This is a genomic window from Streptomyces sp. NPDC057950, from assembly GCF_042887295.1.
GTDB classification, from domain to species: domain Bacteria; phylum Actinomycetota; class Actinomycetes; order Streptomycetales; family Streptomycetaceae; genus Streptomyces; species Streptomyces kaempferi.
On sequence record NZ_JBHVPP010000002.1, the window covers coordinates 127,367 to 144,819 of the forward strand.

The 17,453-nt window shown below is 69.5% G+C and carries 15 protein-coding genes and 1 riboswitch; of the genes, 11 read left to right on the forward strand and 4 right to left on the reverse strand.

Annotated features, from left to right (window positions below):
• Positions 1–39 precede the first annotated feature (39 nt).
• Positions 40–1,596, reverse strand: a complete 1,557-nt coding sequence (locus ACFVTC_RS04780) for a hypothetical protein (protein ID WP_390123954.1) — start codon at positions 1,594–1,596, stop codon at positions 40–42.
• A 202-nt stretch (positions 1,597–1,798) separates the two neighbouring features.
• A complete protein-coding gene (locus tag ACFVTC_RS04785) occupies positions 1,799–2,008 on the reverse strand; it encodes a hypothetical protein (RefSeq protein WP_390123955.1) in 210 nt (69 codons plus the stop codon).
• Between the two features lie 134 nt (positions 2,009–2,142).
• On the opposite strand from ACFVTC_RS04785, the gene ACFVTC_RS04790 reads away from it, so the two are divergent.
• A complete protein-coding gene (locus tag ACFVTC_RS04790; RefSeq protein WP_390123957.1) occupies positions 2,143–3,117 on the forward strand; it encodes a carbohydrate kinase family protein in 975 nt (324 codons plus the stop codon).
• A 22-nt stretch (positions 3,118–3,139) separates the two neighbouring features.
• On the opposite strand, the gene ACFVTC_RS04795 is transcribed toward ACFVTC_RS04790, so the two are convergent.
• Positions 3,140–4,522, reverse strand: coding sequence for a cysteine desulfurase/sulfurtransferase TusA family protein (locus tag ACFVTC_RS04795; protein ID WP_390123959.1), 1,383 nt, complete (start codon positions 4,520–4,522; stop codon positions 3,140–3,142).
• A gap of 336 nt (positions 4,523–4,858) precedes the next feature.
• On the opposite strand from ACFVTC_RS04795, the gene coxB reads away from it, so the two are divergent.
• The 4 genes from coxB (at position 4,859) to ACFVTC_RS04815 (ending at position 9,367) form a co-directional block, all read left to right on the forward strand.
• The gene (gene coxB / locus ACFVTC_RS04800; RefSeq protein ID WP_390123961.1) at positions 4,859–5,818 is read left to right on the forward strand and encodes a cytochrome c oxidase subunit II; all 960 of its coding nucleotides are present in this window, start codon (positions 4,859–4,861) and stop codon (positions 5,816–5,818) included.
• Complete coding sequence (gene ctaD / locus ACFVTC_RS04805) at positions 5,815–7,551, forward strand: cytochrome c oxidase subunit I (RefSeq protein WP_168527752.1); 1,737 nt, start codon at positions 5,815–5,817, stop codon at positions 7,549–7,551. Before coxB ends, ctaD begins: the two co-directional genes overlap by 4 nt.
• Complete coding sequence (locus tag ACFVTC_RS04810; RefSeq protein ID WP_168527751.1) at positions 7,548–7,946, forward strand: cytochrome c oxidase subunit 4; 399 nt, start codon at positions 7,548–7,550, stop codon at positions 7,944–7,946. Before ctaD ends, ACFVTC_RS04810 begins: the two co-directional genes overlap by 4 nt.
• A 155-nt stretch (positions 7,947–8,101) precedes the next feature.
• The gene (locus tag ACFVTC_RS04815; protein ID WP_390123963.1) at positions 8,102–9,367 is read left to right on the forward strand and encodes an Ig-like domain-containing protein; all 1,266 of its coding nucleotides are present in this window, start codon (positions 8,102–8,104) and stop codon (positions 9,365–9,367) included.
• Between the two features lie 98 nt (positions 9,368–9,465).
• Here the strand turns inward: ACFVTC_RS04815 and ACFVTC_RS04820 are convergent, their stop codons facing one another.
• The gene (locus tag ACFVTC_RS04820) at positions 9,466–9,867 is read right to left on the reverse strand and encodes a hypothetical protein (RefSeq protein WP_168527749.1); all 402 of its coding nucleotides are present in this window, start codon (positions 9,865–9,867) and stop codon (positions 9,466–9,468) included.
• Positions 9,868–10,060: 193 nt separating this feature from the next.
• Between ACFVTC_RS04820 and ACFVTC_RS04825 the strand changes: the two genes are divergently transcribed.
• The 6 genes from ACFVTC_RS04825 to ACFVTC_RS04850 all read left to right on the forward strand — a co-directional run bounded on the left by ACFVTC_RS04825 (position 10,061) and on the right by ACFVTC_RS04850 (position 17,327).
• Positions 10,061–10,681 carry a heme-copper oxidase subunit III gene (locus ACFVTC_RS04825; RefSeq protein ID WP_168527748.1) on the forward strand — a complete coding sequence of 207 codons (621 nt, stop codon included), beginning with the start codon at positions 10,061–10,063 and terminating at the stop codon, positions 10,679–10,681.
• 64 nt (positions 10,682–10,745) lie between these two features.
• Positions 10,746–11,555: a c-type cytochrome gene (locus ACFVTC_RS04830; protein ID WP_266698637.1), complete on the forward strand. Its 810-nt coding sequence runs from the start codon at positions 10,746–10,748 to the stop codon at positions 11,553–11,555.
• Complete coding sequence (locus tag ACFVTC_RS04835; protein ID WP_390123967.1) at positions 11,552–12,616, forward strand: Rieske 2Fe-2S domain-containing protein; 1,065 nt, start codon at positions 11,552–11,554, stop codon at positions 12,614–12,616. The genes ACFVTC_RS04830 and ACFVTC_RS04835 overlap by 4 nt, the downstream gene beginning before the upstream one ends.
• On the forward strand, positions 12,613–14,250 hold the full coding sequence (locus ACFVTC_RS04840) for a cytochrome bc complex cytochrome b subunit (RefSeq protein ID WP_390123969.1): 1,638 nt from the start codon (positions 12,613–12,615) through the stop codon (positions 14,248–14,250). The genes ACFVTC_RS04835 and ACFVTC_RS04840 overlap by 4 nt, the downstream gene beginning before the upstream one ends.
• Positions 14,251–14,386: 136 nt before the next feature.
• Positions 14,387–15,451: an anthranilate phosphoribosyltransferase gene (gene trpD / locus ACFVTC_RS04845; RefSeq protein WP_390123971.1), complete on the forward strand. Its 1,065-nt coding sequence runs from the start codon at positions 14,387–14,389 to the stop codon at positions 15,449–15,451.
• Positions 15,452–15,657: 206 nt separating this feature from the next.
• A riboswitch (SAM riboswitch) is annotated at positions 15,658–15,774 on the forward strand.
• A 191-nt stretch (positions 15,775–15,965) separates the two neighbouring features.
• Positions 15,966–17,327 carry an aminotransferase class V-fold PLP-dependent enzyme gene (locus ACFVTC_RS04850; protein WP_390123973.1) on the forward strand — a complete coding sequence of 454 codons (1,362 nt, stop codon included), beginning with the start codon at positions 15,966–15,968 and terminating at the stop codon, positions 17,325–17,327.
• The last annotated feature ends 126 nt before the right edge of the window (positions 17,328–17,453 follow it).

Sequence of the window (17,453 nt, forward strand, 5' to 3'; positions counted from 1 at the left end):
TTCGCGTCTGTGTGCCCGCACCCGAGCGGGCCGTTCTCGCTACCGCACCAGCGGCTCCAGGGTGTGCGGCACCTTCGGCACCCTCGGCGTCGTCGGTTCCGTCGGCATGGTGGTCGAAGCGCCCGGTGTCCTCCCCTCCCGGATCTCCCCGCCGTCCGACCCCACGACCTTCCGGTCGCCGAGCGGCTCCTCCAGGCGCACCGTCTTCTCGTAGACCTTGGCGATCAGGATGCAGACCTTGCCCTGCCACGGGGTCTCGGTGACCTCGACCGTCACCTTGTCCGCGCTCCCGCTCGCCGAGACGGAGTAGTCGGCGCACACCCCGCCGGTGAAGCTCACCGTCAGATCCCTGCCGTCGGCGGTGTACCCCTGCACCGTGACGTCACGGGACGCCGACTCGCCGGTCGGCCGAGGGCTCGGCGTCAGGGCCGGCGCCCCGGGGGTCTGCGGCGCGGCCAGGTACTTCGGGTCGACGGCCGGATGCGTCACGGTGAGGCGGGCGGAGGCCCCCTTCGGCCGCACCTCGAACAGCCAGGACGGCACCAGCGTCTGGTGCCCGTCCACGAAGTGCGACGCCAGCCCGAAGGCGGCCTTCTCGACGTTCACCGACTCCCGCCGCGGCAGCGCGGTCGACGCGGCGCACGGCGACTCGTCCCGGTCCTTCAGCGGCACCGCGCTCGCGCAGCCGCCGGGCCCGTTGCGCGCACCACCCGGGGCGGATCCGGAGGCGTTCATCAGATCCAGCGTCCGGCGCGCGCTGAGGACGGGGTACGTGTCCCCGCGCTCCGGCGCCTTCAGCAGGCCGTTGCCGCCCACGACCTGGCCTTCCTTGTCGACCTGGACGCCGGTGGTCCAGCCGGAGGTGGGCAGGCCGCCGACCTCGGGGTCCGCGTTCACCACCCGTACGGCGCCCATGAGCGTGCTCGCGTCGAGCTTCGCGTCGTCCTCGCCGAGTGCCTTCAGCACGGGGGCGGCGGCCTTCTTCGCGGCGGCCTCGCCCACCGCGTGACTGCTCGGCGAGCCGGGGTCGCTGGTGCACACGGCGCCCTTGCAGTTGTCGGTGCCGGGCGCGTAGCGGCTGAACGTCCAGGTGCCGGGGGCCTGCCGGTTCACCTGGAGACTCGGGCCGGAGCCGTCCCCGGCCTGGCCGGCCTGCCAGGTGTCGCCGACCAGCCGCGGGGTGCCGGTGAGCCCCAGGGCCTCGGCGAGGCGGGTCACCTCGGCCGCGGTGACCGTACCCCTCGCCGCGTAGACCGGCGCGGAGTCCGGGCCGTCGGGCAGCTTGCCGTCCGCGCGGTAGACCGTGCCGTAGGGGTTGGGCTCACCGGGCGCGACACCGCCCGTGCCGGCGCCTCCGGTGGCACCGTCGAGGGCGAGTGGCGGGGGAGTGCCGTCGCCGCCGGGGGACTCGGAGCCGCTGTGTCCGCCGCCGTCGAAGGCGGTGGTGGCCAGGTACGCCCCGCCGCCCCCGACGAGCAGAACGGCGGCCGCGACCGAGGCGACGGCCACCCGGGAATGCCGACGGCGTGGCTTCGCCGTCCCGGCACCGTCCTCGGCGGGGTCGGTCGCTTCGTGGTCGGGTCGCTCGGTGCTCACCGCATCGCTCCTTCGGCTCCACTGCTGTCCTCGACGGCCCGGCCCGGTCCGGGATTCCCGGAGCGGGCGCTGAAGGGTCGTACACCGCATCCCCTTTACGGGGGACGGCGATGGGACGCAGCGGGGGAGCGCACGGTTCCCCGCGGGCGCTGTCCGGCCGCCCGCGCACGACACCCTCGCGGACGCCGCGCGAAATACGGGGTCAGTCGCCGTAGTCGGACATCGCGTCCAGCAGGCGGGCCGAGGCGGGAGGCACCCGCACCCCGTGGATGCGGGACGGGGACACGGGCGGGACGGTGACCGGGGCCGGCGCCGCCCAGCGCCGGGCGGTCCGGGCGCAGTCGTCACGCAGTGACGCCAGGCCGCCTTCGAGGTCGAGCGGAGCTGAGCCGTGGACCTTGAGGTTCGTCATAACGGAACCGTATGCACCGGGAGCGTTACGAAGAAAGACCTACTATCGGGTAGTTTTGACCGCTTCAGAGGTCGGGCGCCGACCGGGTAGCGTGAACTGTCAATCCTCTCCCTTCGCAGGAGCGTGTCCTCGCCGTGCGTATCGCAGTCACCGGCTCCATCGCCACCGACCACCTCATGACCTTCCCCGGCCGTTTCGCCGACCAGCTGGTCGCGGACCAGCTGCACACGGTCTCCCTGTCCTTCCTCGTCGACAACCTCGACGTGCGCAGGGGCGGCGTCGGCGCGAACATCGCCTTCGGTATGGGTCAGCTGGGCACCAGGCCGATCCTGGTCGGGGCCGCGGGCTCCGACTTCGACGAATACCGTGCGTGGCTGGACCGCCACGGCGTCGACACCGGCTCCGTGCGGATCTCCGAGGTGCTGCACACCGCGCGCTTTGTGTGCACCACGGACGCCGACCACAACCAGATCGGCTCCTTCTACACGGGCGCGATGAGCGAGGCCCGGCTGATCGAGCTGAAGGCGGTCGCGGACCGGGTCGACGGTCTCGACCTCGTCCTCATCGGGGCGGACGACCCCGAGGCGATGCTGCGGCACACCGAGGAGTGCAGGACCCGCTCCATCCCCTTCGCGGCCGACTTCTCGCAGCAGATCGCCCGGATGAACGGCGACGAGATCCGGATACTGCTGGACGGGGCGACCTACCTCTTCTCCAACGAGTACGAGAAGGGGCTCATCGAGTCCAAGACCGGCTGGAGCGACTCCGAGATCCTCTCCAAGGTCGGCCACCGGGTGACCACCCTCGGCGCGCGGGGCGTGCGCATCGAGCGCGTCGGCGAGGAGCCGGTGGAGGTCGGCTGCCCGGACGAGGAGCGCAAGGCCGACCCGACGGGCGTCGGTGACGCGTTCCGGGCCGGCTTCCTGTCCGGGCTCGCCTGGGGCGTCTCCCTGGAGCGCGCCGCCCAGGTCGGCTGCATGCTCGCCACCCTGGTGATCGAGACGGTCGGCACCCAGGAGTACCAGCTGCGCCGCGCCCACTTCATGGACCGGTTCACCAAGGCGTACGGCGACGACGCGGCCCTGGAGGTCAGGGCCCACCTGGTCTAGGCGGGCGCCACCCCGCAGCGGGTCAGGACACCCGGCGGACCACGTACACCGAGCCCTGGTCCGCCGGCTCCTCCCCGACGTACTCCTGACCCCGCATCTCGCACCACGCAGGGATGTCCAGGCGGGCCGCCTCGTCGTCCGCCAGGACGCGGACGGTGCCGCCCAGGGGCACGTCGCCGATGACCCCGGCCAGTTCGATGACCGGGATCGGACAGAGCTTGCCGAGGGCGTCCAGGACGAGGGACCCGGAGGGGGCGGACGCCGTCCGGGGGGCCGTCGGAGCGCCGAGCTTCTCGCGCACCGCGGAGACCGCCGCCGGAAGGACCGACAGGAACCGGTCCACGTCCTCGGACGGCGTGCCCGGCGGCAGCGACACCCGGACGTTGCCCTCACTGAGTACGCCCATCGCCTTCAGGACATGGCTGGGGGTGAGCGTGCTGCTCGTGCACGACGAACCCGAGGAGACCGAGAAGCCCGCCCGGTCCAGTTCGTGCAGGAGCGACTCCCCGTCGACGTAGAGACAGGAGAAGGTGACGACCCCCGGCAGCCGGCCGACCGGGTCGCCGACCACCTCCACGTCCGGGACCAGTTCCGGGACCCGCGCCCGGATCCGGTCCGTCAGTTCCCGCAGCCGCGCCGCCTCCACGGCGGCCTGCGCGCGCACGGCACGCAGCGCGGCCGCCGCGGCCACCACGGCCGGGATGTTCTCGAAGCCGGCCGCCCGCCCCGACTCCCGTTCGTCCAGCGGCCCTTGAGGGGCGAACCGCACTCCCTTGCGTACGACGAGGAGTCCGACCCCCGAAGGGCCGCCCCATTTGTGGGCGCTTGCCGTCAACAGGGACCAGTCGCCCTCGATCCGCCCCCAGCCCAGCGACTGCGCCGCGTCCACCAGCAGCGGCACCCCCGCCGCCCTGCACGCCTGTGCGACCGCCGCCACCGGCTGCTCCGTACCCACCTCGTGGTTGGCGGACTGCAGGCAGGCGAGCGCGGTGTCGGGGCGCAGGGCGTCGGCGTACGCGGAAGGGGACACCGCGCCCGCGCGGTCGACCGGGACGCGGGTCACCGTGCCGCCCGCCGTCTCGTGGACCTCCGCCGAATGGAGTACCGACGAATGTTCGACGGCTGACACGATCAGGTGGCGTCCGACCCGTCGACGGCCCGCCAGCGCGCCCTCGATGCCGGAGTGCACCGCGCGGGTGCCGGAGCTGGTGAAGACCAGTTCGTCCGGGCGGCAGCCCACCGCGTCGGCGGCCGCCTCGCGGGCCGCGTCGAGCAGAAGCCGGGCCCGTCGTCCCTCGCGGTAGAGCCGGGCCGGGTCGGCCCAGCCCTCGTCGAGCGAGGCCTGCAGGGCCTGTCGGGCTACGGGATGGAGAGGAGCGGCGGAAGCAGCATCGAAGTAGGCCACACCCCCACGCTAAAGCCCCGGTCAGGGCGGCGCCCCGAGGGGGGCGCGAGGAACGGCGCGACGAGCCGCAGCGGACCCGCGGCCGCCGGGATGTCCCGTGTCCCGAGCTCCTGGGCGCCCGAACCACCGTCAGAAGTAGCCCGGAGCAGGGCAACCCACCCCCTTCGGCTGACCCGGCGGCGCGTTGGGCACCCTCCCCGCGCGACCTCAAATAGCGTCCAGTAGGGTTTGGTCCGCATAAACATCCAAACCCCTGCCCGTGTGCCAGGGCGGCGAGCGACCAGCGAGAAGGGCCGTAGCCAACCAGCGCGGGCGAGACTCTCGGGAAGGCGCTACGTGAGTCCCAACGGCTCCGACCGCTCGCCGCGGCGCCCGATGCGGCGGAAGCTGCTGCAGGCAATGACTGCGGGCCTGGTCCTGGTGACCGCCACCGGTTGCACATACAAGGACTTTCCCCGCCTTGGTATGCCCACCCCGGTCACGGAGGAGGCTCCGCGGATCCTCTCCCTCTGGCAGGGCTCGTGGGCGGCCGCGCTCGCCACGGGCGTGCTGGTCTGGGGTCTGATCCTGTGGAGCGTCGTCTTCCATCGGCGCAGCCGCACCAAGGTCGAAGTTCCCCCGCAGACCCGGTACAACATGCCCATCGAGGCGTTGTACACGGTGGTCCCGCTCATCATCGTCTCGGTGCTGTTCTACTTCACCGCCCGCGACGAGACGAAGCTGCTCAGCCTCGACAAGAAGCCCGACCTCACGGTCAACGTGGTCGGCTACCAGTGGAGCTGGGGCTTCAACTACATCGAGAACGTCCCCGGTGTCACCGGTGACGCGAAGACCGACAAGAACCTGGACGCCATTCCGGACCGGTTCAAGACGGACTTCCCGGCGAACGCCGGCGGTGTCTACGAGGCCGGCACTCCGAGTGAGCGGAACCCGCAGACGCACAACCCCGGTCCGACCCTCTGGCTCCCCAAGGGCAAGACGGTCCGCTTCGTCCTCACTTCGCGTGACGTCATCCACTCCTTCTGGGTGGTGCCGTTCCTCATGAAGCAGGACGTCATCCCGGGCCACACCAACTCCTTCCAGGTGACCCCCAACAGGGAGGGCACCTACCTGGGCAAGTGCGCCGAACTGTGCGGCGTCGACCACTCCCGGATGCTCTTCAACGTGAAGGTCGTCTCGCCCGAGCGCTACGAGGCTCACCTCAAGCAGCTCGCGGCAGAGGGGCAGACCGGTTACATCCCGGCCGGCATTGAGCAGACGGGCCACGAGAAGAACCGGGAGACGAACAACCTGTGAGCATCCTCAACGAACCCCAGGGTGCCGCGGACGCCGACGACTCGTACGAGAACGAGCTGCCGGTGCGGCGCAAGCAGCCGGGCAACGTCGTGATCAAGTGGCTCACCACCACTGACCACAAGACGATCGGCACGCTCTATCTGGTGACGTCGTTCGCCTTCTTCTGCATCGGCGGCGTCATGGCGCTGCTCATGCGCGCCGAGCTGGCGCGGCCCGGTCTGCAGATCATGTCGAACGAGCAGTTCAACCAGGCGTTCACGATGCACGGCACGATCATGCTGCTGATGTTCGCGACGCCGCTGTTCGCCGGCTTCACGAACTGGATCATGCCGCTGCAGATCGGCGCGCCCGACGTGGCGTTCCCGCGGCTGAACATGTTCGCGTACTGGCTGTACCTCTTCGGCTCGACGATCGCGGTCGGCGGCTTCCTCACCCCGCAGGGCGCGGCCGACTTCGGCTGGTTCGCCTACTCGCCGCTGTCGGACGCGGTCCGTTCGCCGGGTGTCGGCGCCGACATGTGGATCATGGGTCTGGCCTTCTCCGGCTTCGGCACGATCCTCGGCGCGGTCAACTTCATCACCACGATCATCTGCATGCGCGCTCCCGGCATGACGATGTTCCGTATGCCCATCTTCGTGTGGAACGTGCTGCTCACCGCGGTTCTGGTGCTGCTCGCCTTCCCCGTCCTGGCGGCGGCCCTGTTCGCCCTGGAGGCGGATCGAAAATTCGGGGCACATGTCTTCGATGCGGCGAACGGCGGAGCGCTGCTGTGGCAACACCTCTTCTGGTTCTTCGGCCATCCAGAGGTGTACATCATCGCGCTGCCCTTCTTCGGAATCATTTCCGAGGTCATCCCGGTGTTCTCGCGCAAGCCGATGTTCGGTTACATGGGCCTGATCGGCGCGACCATCGCGATCGCGGGTCTGTCCGTGACCGTGTGGGCGCACCACATGTACGTCACCGGTGGCGTGCTGCTCCCGTTCTTCTCCTTCATGACGTTCCTCATCGCCGTACCGACAGGCGTGAAGTTCTTCAACTGGATCGGAACGATGTGGAAGGGCTCACTGTCCTTCGAGACACCGATGCTCTGGGCCACCGGCTTCCTCATCACGTTCACCTTCGGTGGACTGACGGGCGTCATCCTGGCCTCGCCGCCGATGGACTTCCACGTCTCCGACTCGTACTTCGTGGTGGCGCACTTCCACTACGTGGTCTTCGGCACCGTGGTGTTCGCGATGTTCTCCGGCTTCCACTTCTGGTGGCCGAAGATGACGGGCAAGATGCTCGACGAGCGGCTCGGCAAGATCACCTTCTGGACGCTGTTCGTGGGCTTCCACGGCACGTTCCTGGTCCAGCACTGGCTGGGCGCCGAGGGCATGCCGCGCCGTTACGCGGACTACCTCGCGGCCGACGGCTTCACCGCCCTGAACACGGTCTCGACGATCTCCTCGTTCCTGCTGGGCCTGTCGATCCTGCCGTTCCTCTACAACGTGTGGAAGACCGCCAAGTACGGCAAGAAGGTCGAGGTCGACGACCCGTGGGGTTACGGCCGTTCGCTCGAGTGGGCCACCTCCTGCCCGCCGCCGCGCCACAACTTCCTCACCCTGCCGCGGATCCGCAGTGAATCCCCGGCGTTCGACCTGCACCACCCGGAGATCGCCGCTCTCGACCAGCTCGAGAACGCCGGTCACGGCTCGGCGGCCCTGGCCGGCGGAAAGGAGGCCGGCAAGTGAAGGTCCAAGGCAAGATGTTCCTCTGGCTGGCCCTCTTCATCCTGATCATGGCCATCGTCTACGGCCTCTGGTCGAAGGAGCCGGCCGGCACCACGGCGCTCTTCCTGGGCTTCGGCCTGAGCGTCATGATCGGCTACTACCTGGCCTTCACGGCCCGGCGGGTCGACCAGCTGGCGCAGGACAACAAGGAGGCCGACGTCGCGGACGAGGCCGGTGAGGTGGGGTTCTTCGCCCCGCACAGCTGGCAGCCGCTCTCGCTCGGCATCGGCGGCGCGCTCGCCTTCATGGGCGTCGTCTTCGGCTGGTGGCTGCTGTACTTCTCGGCCCCGCTCATCCTGATCGGCCTGTGGGGCTGGGTCTTCGAGTTCTACCACGGTCAGGACCGCACCCAGTAGGACCCAGCGGCCCGTGCCACGCGCGGGACACCCTTTACACCAAAGAGCCCGGACACTCCGTCAGGAGGGTCCGGGCTCTCTGCGTGTCGCGCCCGATGTCCCCCGGTCGGCTCACCCGCCGTGCCGTCGCGGCCGGCCGTTCATAGCGTGAGCTCATGAACCACGTACCGCGAATCCGCACGGTCGTCAGCTGCGCCACGCTGGTGGTTGCCTTCGGCGCGGCCACCACCGCCTGCGGCTCAGACAGTCATCCACTGGCGGCCAAGCCGTACGACGCGGCGGGCCTGATCTCCTTCAAGGGCCCGGTCGAAGGCGACAGCAGCAAGGTGGACCCGGACAAGCCACTCGAGATCACCGTCAACGATGACGACGAGCGCATCACCGATGTGACCGCCACGGACGCGACGGGCCGCTACGTGTCGGGTGAGCTGGCCGCCGACGGCACCCGATGGCACAGCACCTCGGCCCTGGCCGCCGGGGCCCACTACACGGTGCAGGTGAGCACGGAGGACGAGGACGGCGCCCAGGGCCGTAAGTCCATCGGCTTCGACACCACCACGCCCAAGGCCAAGAAGACACTCGGTGTCACCTTCGGGCCCGACGCCGGCGAGTACGGCGTCGGACAGCCTGTCACCGCCCAACTCAGCGCCCCCGTCAAGGACAAGGCCGCCCGCACGATCGTCGAGCGAGCCCTGCGGGTGGACTCGACGCCCGCGACGGAGGGCGCCTGGCACTGGGTGGACGACAAGACCCTGCACTACCGCCCCAAGGAGTACTGGCCCGCCCACGCCACCATCCAGGCGCACAGCAACCTCAAGGGCGTCAAGGTCGGTGCGGGGCTCTGGGGCGGCGACGCGAAGCCGCTGACGCTCACCACCGGAGACCAGCTCGTCGCCCTCACGGACGCCGGCACGCACGTCATGACGGTGTACGAGAACGGCGCGGTGATCAACAAGATCCCCATCACCACCGGCAAGCCCGGCTTCGAGACGCGCAACGGCGTCAAGGTGGTGCTGAGCAAGGAGTACGTCGTACGGATGCGCGGTACCACCGTCGGTATCGCCGAGGGTTCCTCCGACTCCTACGACCTGCCCGTGTACTACGCGACCCGGGTCACCTGGAGCGGGGAGTACGTGCACGCGGCGCCCTGGTCCGTGGGCTCCCAGGGGTACGCCAACGTCAGCCACGGCTGCACGGGCATGAGCACCAGCAACGCGGCGTGGTTCTTCAACCACGTGCGTGTGGGCGACATCGTGAAGGTCGTCAACTCCAACGGGGCCCAGATGGCCGCGTTCGACAACGGTTTCGGCGACTGGAACGTCTCCTGGGCGAACTGGCGCAGCGGCAGTGCCCTGGTCGGCGGTACCCCCGACGGCCCGCCGGTGGCGGAGAAGGCGCGCCTGCGTCCCGAGTCCGTGTGAGCCGCAGCCGCGGTCCCGCGCCCCGTGGAGGGCGCGGGAAGCGGCATGCGGGGCCCCAGGCGGCCCTCAGCCGCCGCGGCGGCCCGCAGTCCGGGCCCTCAGGCGCCGAGCAGGGCCTTGCGGCGCAGGAGCGAGGCCAGGGACGCGGCGAACTCCACCGGGTCGACCGGCAGGGTCACCGCGGCGTCCGCACGGCTCCAGGTGGCCAGCCAGGCGTCCTGGGGGCGCCCGATGAGCACGAGCACGGGCGGGCAGTTGAAGATCTCGTCCTTGATCTGCCGGCAGATCCCCATGCCCCCCATCGGGACCGCCTCGCCGTCCAGCACGCAGACGTCGATGCCGCCCCTGTCCAGCTCCTTCAGGACCGCGGCGGGCGTCGCGCACTCGATGAACTCGACCTGGGGAACGTCGGAGGCCGGTCTGCGGCCTGTCGCCAGCCGCACCTGCCCCCGGGTGTTGGAGTCGTCACTGTAGACCAGCACCGTGGCGGTCGGCTGCATTGTTCCTCCACGCGTCTGAGAAGCACCGCATCGGTCGGGTACCCCTGGTACCGATGGCGCGGATGCTACTCCTTCAAACACCTCGTCAACACCGGTTCGGACAGGGCTTCGATGGGCCATACGGGCTGGACACACCCCACAGACACCCCGAACGGCACCCCCCGGGGTGAGGGCGGGATAAGCGACCGACATAATGTCGGTCGTGGCGACAGCAACGACAGTAGAAACCGGGCACGCGCACCCGTCGGTCAATCGACCGAACCTCACCAGCGTCGGAACCATCATCTGGCTGAGTTCCGAGCTGATGTTCTTCGCGGCCCTCTTCGCGATGTACTTCACCCTGCGATCGGTGACCGGACCGGATCACTGGAAGGAGATGGCGGGCCATCTCAACTTCCCGTTCTCGGCCTCGAACACCACGATCCTGGTGCTCTCCTCCCTGACCTGCCAGCTCGGCGTGTTCGCCGCCGAGCGCGGGGACGTGAAGAAGCTCCGGATGTGGTTCACCGTCACGTTCGTGATGGGTGCGATCTTCATCGGCGGTCAGATCTTCGAGTACACCGAACTGGTCAAGAAGGACGGGCTCTCGCTCTCCTCCGACCCGTACGGCTCGGTGTTCTACCTGACCACCGGCTTCCACGGCCTGCACGTGACGGGCGGCCTCATCGCCTTCCTGCTGGTCCTCGGCCGCACCTACGCGGCCAAGAGGTTCACTCACGAGCAGGCGACCGCCGCCATCGTCGTGTCCTACTACTGGCACTTCGTCGATGTCGTCTGGATCGGCCTCTTCGCCACGATCTACATGATCAAGTAATCGGGCCCGCAGCCCGAAACATCCAGAAGCATCGACGCAGAAGATCCTGACACCGGGGTAATCCGTGAAAAAGCTCTCCGCACGACGACGCCATCCGCTGGCGGCGGTCGTCGTCCTACTCCTCGCGCTGGCGGCCACCGGGGGGCTGTACGCCGCGTTCGCACCCGCGAGCAAGGCGCAGGCCGACACCACCGCCCAGTCCCTTGCCATCGACGAGGGCAAGAAGCTCTTCTCCGTGGGCTGCGCAAGCTGCCACGGAACCGGCGGTCAGGGCTCCTCCGACGGGCCGAGCCTGGTGGGTGTGGGCGCCGCGGCGGTCGACTTCCAGGTCGGCACCGGCCGTATGCCGGCCCAGCAGCCGGGCGCGCAGATCCCGCGCAAGAAGGTCATCTACTCGCAGGCCGAGATCGACCAGCTCGCGGCGTACATCGCCTCGCTGGGCGCTGGTCCCACGGTCCCGACCAAGAGCCAGGTCAGCCCGGAGGGCGCGGACATCGCCAAGGGCGGCGAACTATTCCGCACCAACTGCGCCCAGTGCCACAACTTCACCGGCAAGGGCGGCGCGCTGACGCACGGCAAGTTCGCGCCGAGTCTTGAGGGTGTCGACCCCAAGCACATCTACGAGGCCATGCAGACCGGCCCGCAGAACATGCCCTCCTTCCCCGACACCACGCTGTCGGAGAAGAACAAGAAGGACATCATCGCGTACCTCGACGCGGTCAACGGTGACAACACCGAGAGCCCCGGCGGTCTCGAACTGGGCGGCCTCGGGCCGGTCAGTGAAGGCCTCTTCGGCTGGATCTTCGGTCTTGGCGCCCTGGTCGCCGTCGCCGTCTGGGTCGCCGCTCGGACCGCAAAGGCCAAGAAGTCATGAGTAGCCAAGACATTCCAGAAGAGAACCTGCCCGCTGAGCAGGTCCACGAGCACGGTCACGGCGCAGTAGCCGTCGCGAACGAGGACAACCCGTTCGCGGACCCGGGACTGCCGCCCCACGAGCACCGCATCCAGGACATCGACGAGCGGGCCGCCCAGCGGTCCGAGCGTGTCGTCGCGATGCTGTTCACGCTGTCGATGCTGGCCACCGCGGCCTTCATCGCCTCGTACGTGACGATCCCGAACGACAAGTCGATCTTCGTCTTCCCGCTCGGGCACATCAGCGCGCTGAACTTCGCGCTGGGCATGACGCTCGGTGTGGCGCTCTTCTCGATCGGCGCGGGCGCGGTCCACTGGGCCCGCACCCTGATGTCCGACGTGGAGATCGCCGACGAGCGTCACCCGATCGAGGCGGAGCCCGAGGTCAAGGCCAAGGTCCTGGCCGACTTCAAGCAGGGTGCCAAGGAGTCCGCGCTCGGCCGCCGCAAGCTGATCCGCACCACGATGTTCGGCGCGCTGGCCCTGTTCCCGCTCTCCGGCGTCATGCTGCTGCGCGACCTCGGTCCGCTGCCGGGCACCAAGCTGCGCCACACGATCTGGGCCAAGGGCAAGCTGCTCGTCAACGTGAACACGAACGAGCCCCTGCGTCCCTCCGACATCGCCGTCGGCTCGCTCACCTTCGTCAAGCCCGAGGGCCTGGAGGAGAAGGACGAGGAATTCCAGCAGGAGATCGCGAAGGCCGCCGTGATGATCGTCCGGCTCCAGCCGGACAACATCAAGGACAAGCGCGAGCTCGCCTGGTCGCACGAGGGCATCGTGGCGTACTCGAAGATCTGCACCCACGTCGGCTGCCCGATCTCCCTGTACGAGCAGCAGACGCACCACGTGCTCTGCCCCTGCCACCAGTCCACCTTCGACCTCTCCGACGGTGCCCGAGTGATCTTCGGCCCGGCCGGTCATGCCCTGCCGCAGCTGCGCATCGGTGTGAACGACGAGGGCTACCTCGAGGCGCTCGGCGACTTCGACGAGCCCGTCGGTCCTGCCTTCTGGGAGCGCGGATGAGTACTACCACCACCTCCGACTCGCGCTCGCGCGAGAAGGCGCCCGCCGGTGAGCGGGTGGCCGACTGGGCCGACGGCCGTCTGGGGATCTACTCCCTGGCCAAGGCCAACATGCGCAAGATCTTCCCCGACCACTGGTCGTTCATGCTGGGTGAGATCTGCCTGTACAGCTTCCTCATCATCATCCTCACGGGTGTGTATCTGACGCTGTTCTTCCACCCGTCGATGAACGAGGTGGAATACCACGGCAGCTACGTCCCGCTGCAGGGTCAGCTGATGTCCGAGGCGTTCAACTCGACCATGCACATCTCCTTCGAGGTGCGCGGTGGTCTGCTGATCCGGCAGATCCACCACTGGGCGGCGCTGATCTTCCTCGCCGGCATGTTCGTGCACATGATGCGCGTGTTCTTCACGGGTGCGTTCCGCAAGCCGCGTGAGGTCAACTGGCTGTTCGGCTTCCTGCTGTTCGTCCTGGGCATGTTCACCGGCTTCACCGGTTACTCGCTCCCTGACGACCTGCTCTCCGGCACCGGTGTCCGCTTCATGGAGGGCGCGGTCCTGTCCGTGCCGATCGTCGGCACGTACCTGTCGTTCTTCCTCTTCGGCGGTCAGTTCCCGGGCGGCGACTTCGTGGCCCGCTTCTACTCCGTGCACGTGCTGCTGCTGCCGGGCATCATGCTCGGCCTGGTCGTCGGCCACCTGATCCTGGTCTTCTACCACAAGCACACGCAGTTCGCGGGCCCCGGAAAGACGAACAAGAACGTCGTCGGCATGCCGCTGCTGCCGGTCTACATGGCCAAGGCCGGAGGCTTCTTCTTCCTGGTCTTCGGTGCCATCGCGGCCATCGCGGCGATCGCCTCGATCAACCCGATCTGGTCGCTCGGCCCGTACCGCCCCGACATGGTGTCCACGGGCGCCCAGCCTGACTGGTACATGGGCTTCTCCGAGGGCCTGATCCGTGTCATGCCGGGCTGGGAGATCAACTTCTGGGGTCACACGCTCGTCCTGGGTGTGTTCATCCCGCTGGTGATCTTCCCGCTGGTCCTGGTCGCGATCGCGGTCTACCCGTTCATCGAGTCCTGGGTCACCGGCGACAAGCGCGAGCACCACATCCTGGACCGCCCGCGCAACGTCCCGACCCGTACCGCCTTCGGCGCGGCCTGGATCAGCTGGTACTTCGTCCTGCTGGTCGGTGGCGGCAACGACATCTGGGCCACGCACTTCCACCTGTCGATCAACTCGATCACCTGGTTCGTCCGGATCGCGTTCTTCGTCGTGCCGGTGCTCGTCTTCATCGCCACCAAGCGGATCTGCCTCGGCCTCCAGCGCCGCGACAAGGACAAGGTGCTGCACGGCCGCGAGTCGGGCATCATCAAGCGCCTGCCGCACGGTGAGTTCATCGAGGTGCACGAGCCGCTCGGCCAGGAGGCCCTGCACACGCTCACCGCGCACGAGCAGTACCAGCCCGCCGAGATCGGTCCGGTGGTCGACGAGAACGGTGTCGAGCGCAAGGTGAACGGCGCGCAGCGACTGCGTGCCAAGCTCAGCAAGGGCTTCTACGGGGAGAACAGCCAGATCCCCAAGCCCACGGTCGAGGAGTACGAGGAGATCACGAGCGGCCACGGCCACCACTGATCCTCCGGCCGGTCCTCACCGGTCCCACTGATCGCCACGGCAGGAGCCCCCGTCCCTTGGACGGGGGCTCTTCGCCGTGCCCGGGCTGGATAGGGTGGACCCTGCTTGTACCTGTCTACGAACCCAGGAGCGGCATATGAGTGCTGTGACCCCCGCTGGAGGCGACATCGCGGCGGGCCGTTCCTGGCCCACCGTGCTGAACGGCCTGCTCGACGGCCGGGACCAGAGCGCGGACGACACGGCCTGGGCGATGGACCGGATCATGAGCGGCGAGGCGACGGACGCGCAGATCGCCGGCTTCGTGGTGGCGCTGCGGGCCAAGGGCGAGACGGTCGAGGAGATCACCGGTCTGGTCCGCACGATGTACGAGCACGCCAAGGTGATCGAGGTGCCCGGGGAGACCGTCGACATCGTCGGTACGGGCGGTGACGGCGCGAAGACGGTGAACATCTCCACGATGTCGTCGATCGTGGTGGCCGGGACGGGTACGAAGGTCGTCAAGCACGGCAACCGGGCCGCGTCGTCGGCGTCCGGTGCCTCGGACGTCCTGGGAAAGCTCGGCGTCAATCTGGAGCTGACCCCGAAGCGGGTGGCCGAGGTGGCCGAGGAGGCCGGGATCACCTTCTGCTTCGCGGTGAAGTTCCATCCGGCGCTGCGTCATGTGGCGGCGGCGCGCGGGCAGCTGGGCATCCGGACGGTTTTCAACTTCCTCGGCCCGCTGACCAACCCGGCGCGGGTGAGGGCGCAGGCGGTGGGTGTCGCCGACGCCCGGATGGCGCCGATCATGGCCGGTGTCTTCGCCGAGCGCGGCAACTCCTCGCTGGTCTTCCGCGGTGACGACGGGCTGGACGAGCTGACCACCACGGCGACGTCGAAGGTCTGGGTCGTGCGGGACGGCAAGGTGACCGAGGAACGGTTCGATCCGCGGGACGTCGGCCTCGATCTCGTGCCCGTGGAGGCCCTGCGGGGTGCCGACGCCTCGTACAACGCGGAGGTCGCCCGCCGTGTCCTGGACGGCGAGAGGGGGCCCGTACGGGACGCCGTGGTCCTGAACGCGGCGGCGGCGCTGGTGGCGTTGTCCCCGACGGACGCGTCACTCGTGGACCAGCTCGGCGCCGCGATGGTGAAGACGGCTCGGGCCATCGACTCCGGGGCGGCGCGCGCCGCGCTGGACCGCTGGGTGGCGGCGACCAACGCGTAGCCCATCGGTGCGGCGGCCCCCGCCGTACCTGGGGGCTGCCGCCCCAGACCCGCGCTCCGGCCGCGAGGGCCTTGTCCCCGAACGCCGGGTGGGCTGAACTCCCAAGCCCGCCCGGCGTTCGGGACGGGTAGGGGCGGCGGGAGCGCGTACCGCTATGTGGACGCCGGGGTTGCGGCCGGAAGATCGTGTGGCAGGATGCGGTATCAGGTCATGAGCGACAGCCATCAGGCCCCGGCCGGCTGTCCGGCAACCCTCCGTCCGTGGCGGGGTGCCCCGGGTGAAGACCAGGCCGTAGGCAGCGAGGTCTGCGGCAAGCGCGGACCCCTCGAGAATCCCAGGGGTCCTGGTCGTTCGAGGGAGCCTTCTGTGAGCAAGCGAATGCGCTAGGGCGTAGAGCCCCGCCGCCGCACACCCTTTTTCAGTTTTCACCCTCACCTGCGCCGGGCCGCGCGCGCGTACCTCCGTACGCCCCCGCCCGCGCGGTGCTCCCGCCTGCCTCTCACAGGAGTGCGCCATGTCTGTCTCCACCGCTGCCGCCGACCAGTCCGTATGTGCCCCGCTGCCCGTTCTGGGCCGTGATGTGACCGTCCCGCTCGTCACCGGCGGCGAGGTCACCTACGCCGCCCTGGACTACGCCGCCAGCGCCCCGGCCCTCCAGCGCGTCTGGGACGACGTCGCCGCGTACGCCCCGTACTACGGCAGCGTGCACCGCGGAGCCGGCTACCTCTCGCAGCTGTCCACCGACCTCTTCGAGAACGCCCGCAGGACCGTCGCGGAGTTCCTTGGCTGCCGCGAGGACGACCAGGTCGTCTTCACCCGGTCGACGACCGACTCGCTCAATCTGCTCGCCGCCGCCCTCCCGGCCGACTGCCAGGTCTTCGTGTTCGAGACCGAGCACCACGCCTCGCTGCTGCCCTGGCAGGACGCCCGGGTCAGCTACCTCGACGCGCCCCGCACCCCGGGGCAGGCCGTCGCGGTCCTGGAGCGTGCCCTCGCCGACCGCGACCCCCGCGGACCCGCCCTCGTCTGCGTCACCGGCGCCTCCAACGTCACCGGCGAGCTGTGGCCGGTGCGCGAGCTCGCCGCCACCGCGCACGCCCACGGCGCCCGGATCGTCCTGGACGCCGCCCAGCTCGCCCCCCACCACCCGGTGTCCGTCGGCGATCTCGACGTCGACTGGGTCGCGTTCTCCGGGCACAAGCTGTACGCGCCCTTCGGCTCAGGTGTCCTCGCCGGCCGCTCCGACTGGCTGCGCGACGCCGATCCCTACCTCGCCGGCGGCGGTGCCAGCCGCAAGGTCGCCCGGCGCGCGGACGGCGGTGTCGACGTCGAGTGGCACGACGGCGCGGCACGGCACGAGGCCGGGTCTCCCAACGTCATCGGCGCCTACTCCATCGCCTCCGCCTGCAAGGCGCTCACCGAGGAGGGCTTCGACCGGATCGTCGCCCGCGAGCGGCACCTGATCCGCACGGTGCGGGAAGGTCTCGCCGAGGTGCCCGCCGTGCGCGTGCTCTCCCTGTTCGGCGACGACGCGCCCCGGGTCGGCGTCATCTCGTTCGTCGTCGAGGGCTGGAACAGCTCGCACTTCGCGGCGGCGCTCTCCGCCGAGTACGGCATCGGGGTGCGCGACGGCCTCTTCTGCGCGCACCCGCTGCTGCGCACGCTGCTCGGCAGCGACCCGCAGGCCCAGGGCGAGTGCGGGGCCCCGGAGGCCGCGCCCGGCGAGAAGTCCCTCAACGCGATCCGCGTCAGCTTCGGGGCGGGCACCCCGGACGAGCACGTGGAGCGCTTCGTACGCGCCGTGAAGGAGCTCGTGCGGGACGGTGCCCAGTGGCGCTACCGGACCGAGGGCGGTCGCTGCGTGCCCGCGGTCTGACCCGGCGGCCGCGGAGGACCCGCGGCGGCACGGAGCGGCGTGCGGGCGTGCGCGGGGTGAGGAGTCCAGGCCGTTCAGGAGTCCAGGCCGGTCAGGAAGCCAGGCCGGTGAGGAGTCCGGGCCGGT

What these genes read in the sequence shown, in the direction of transcription:
- ACFVTC_RS04785 (WP_390123955.1), bottom strand. Translation starts at nt 2,008, where the DNA reads ATGACGAACCTCAAGGTCCACGGCTCAGCTCCGCTCGACCTCGAAGGC.
- ACFVTC_RS04815 (WP_390123963.1), top strand. Translation starts at nt 8,102, where the DNA reads ATGAACCACGTACCGCGAATCCGCACGGTCGTCAGCTGCGCCACGCTG.
- ACFVTC_RS04820 (WP_168527749.1), bottom strand. Translation starts at nt 9,867, where the DNA reads ATGCAGCCGACCGCCACGGTGCTGGTCTACAGTGACGACTCCAACACC.
- ACFVTC_RS04825 (WP_168527748.1), top strand. Translation starts at nt 10,061, where the DNA reads ATGTCGGTCGTGGCGACAGCAACGACAGTAGAAACCGGGCACGCGCAC.
- ACFVTC_RS04835 (WP_390123967.1), top strand. Translation starts at nt 11,552, where the DNA reads ATGAGTAGCCAAGACATTCCAGAAGAGAACCTGCCCGCTGAGCAGGTC.
- ACFVTC_RS04840 (WP_390123969.1), top strand. Translation starts at nt 12,613, where the DNA reads ATGAGTACTACCACCACCTCCGACTCGCGCTCGCGCGAGAAGGCGCCC.
- trpD (WP_390123971.1), top strand. Translation starts at nt 14,387, where the DNA reads ATGAGTGCTGTGACCCCCGCTGGAGGCGACATCGCGGCGGGCCGTTCC.
- ACFVTC_RS04850 (WP_390123973.1), top strand. Translation starts at nt 15,966, where the DNA reads ATGTCTGTCTCCACCGCTGCCGCCGACCAGTCCGTATGTGCCCCGCTG.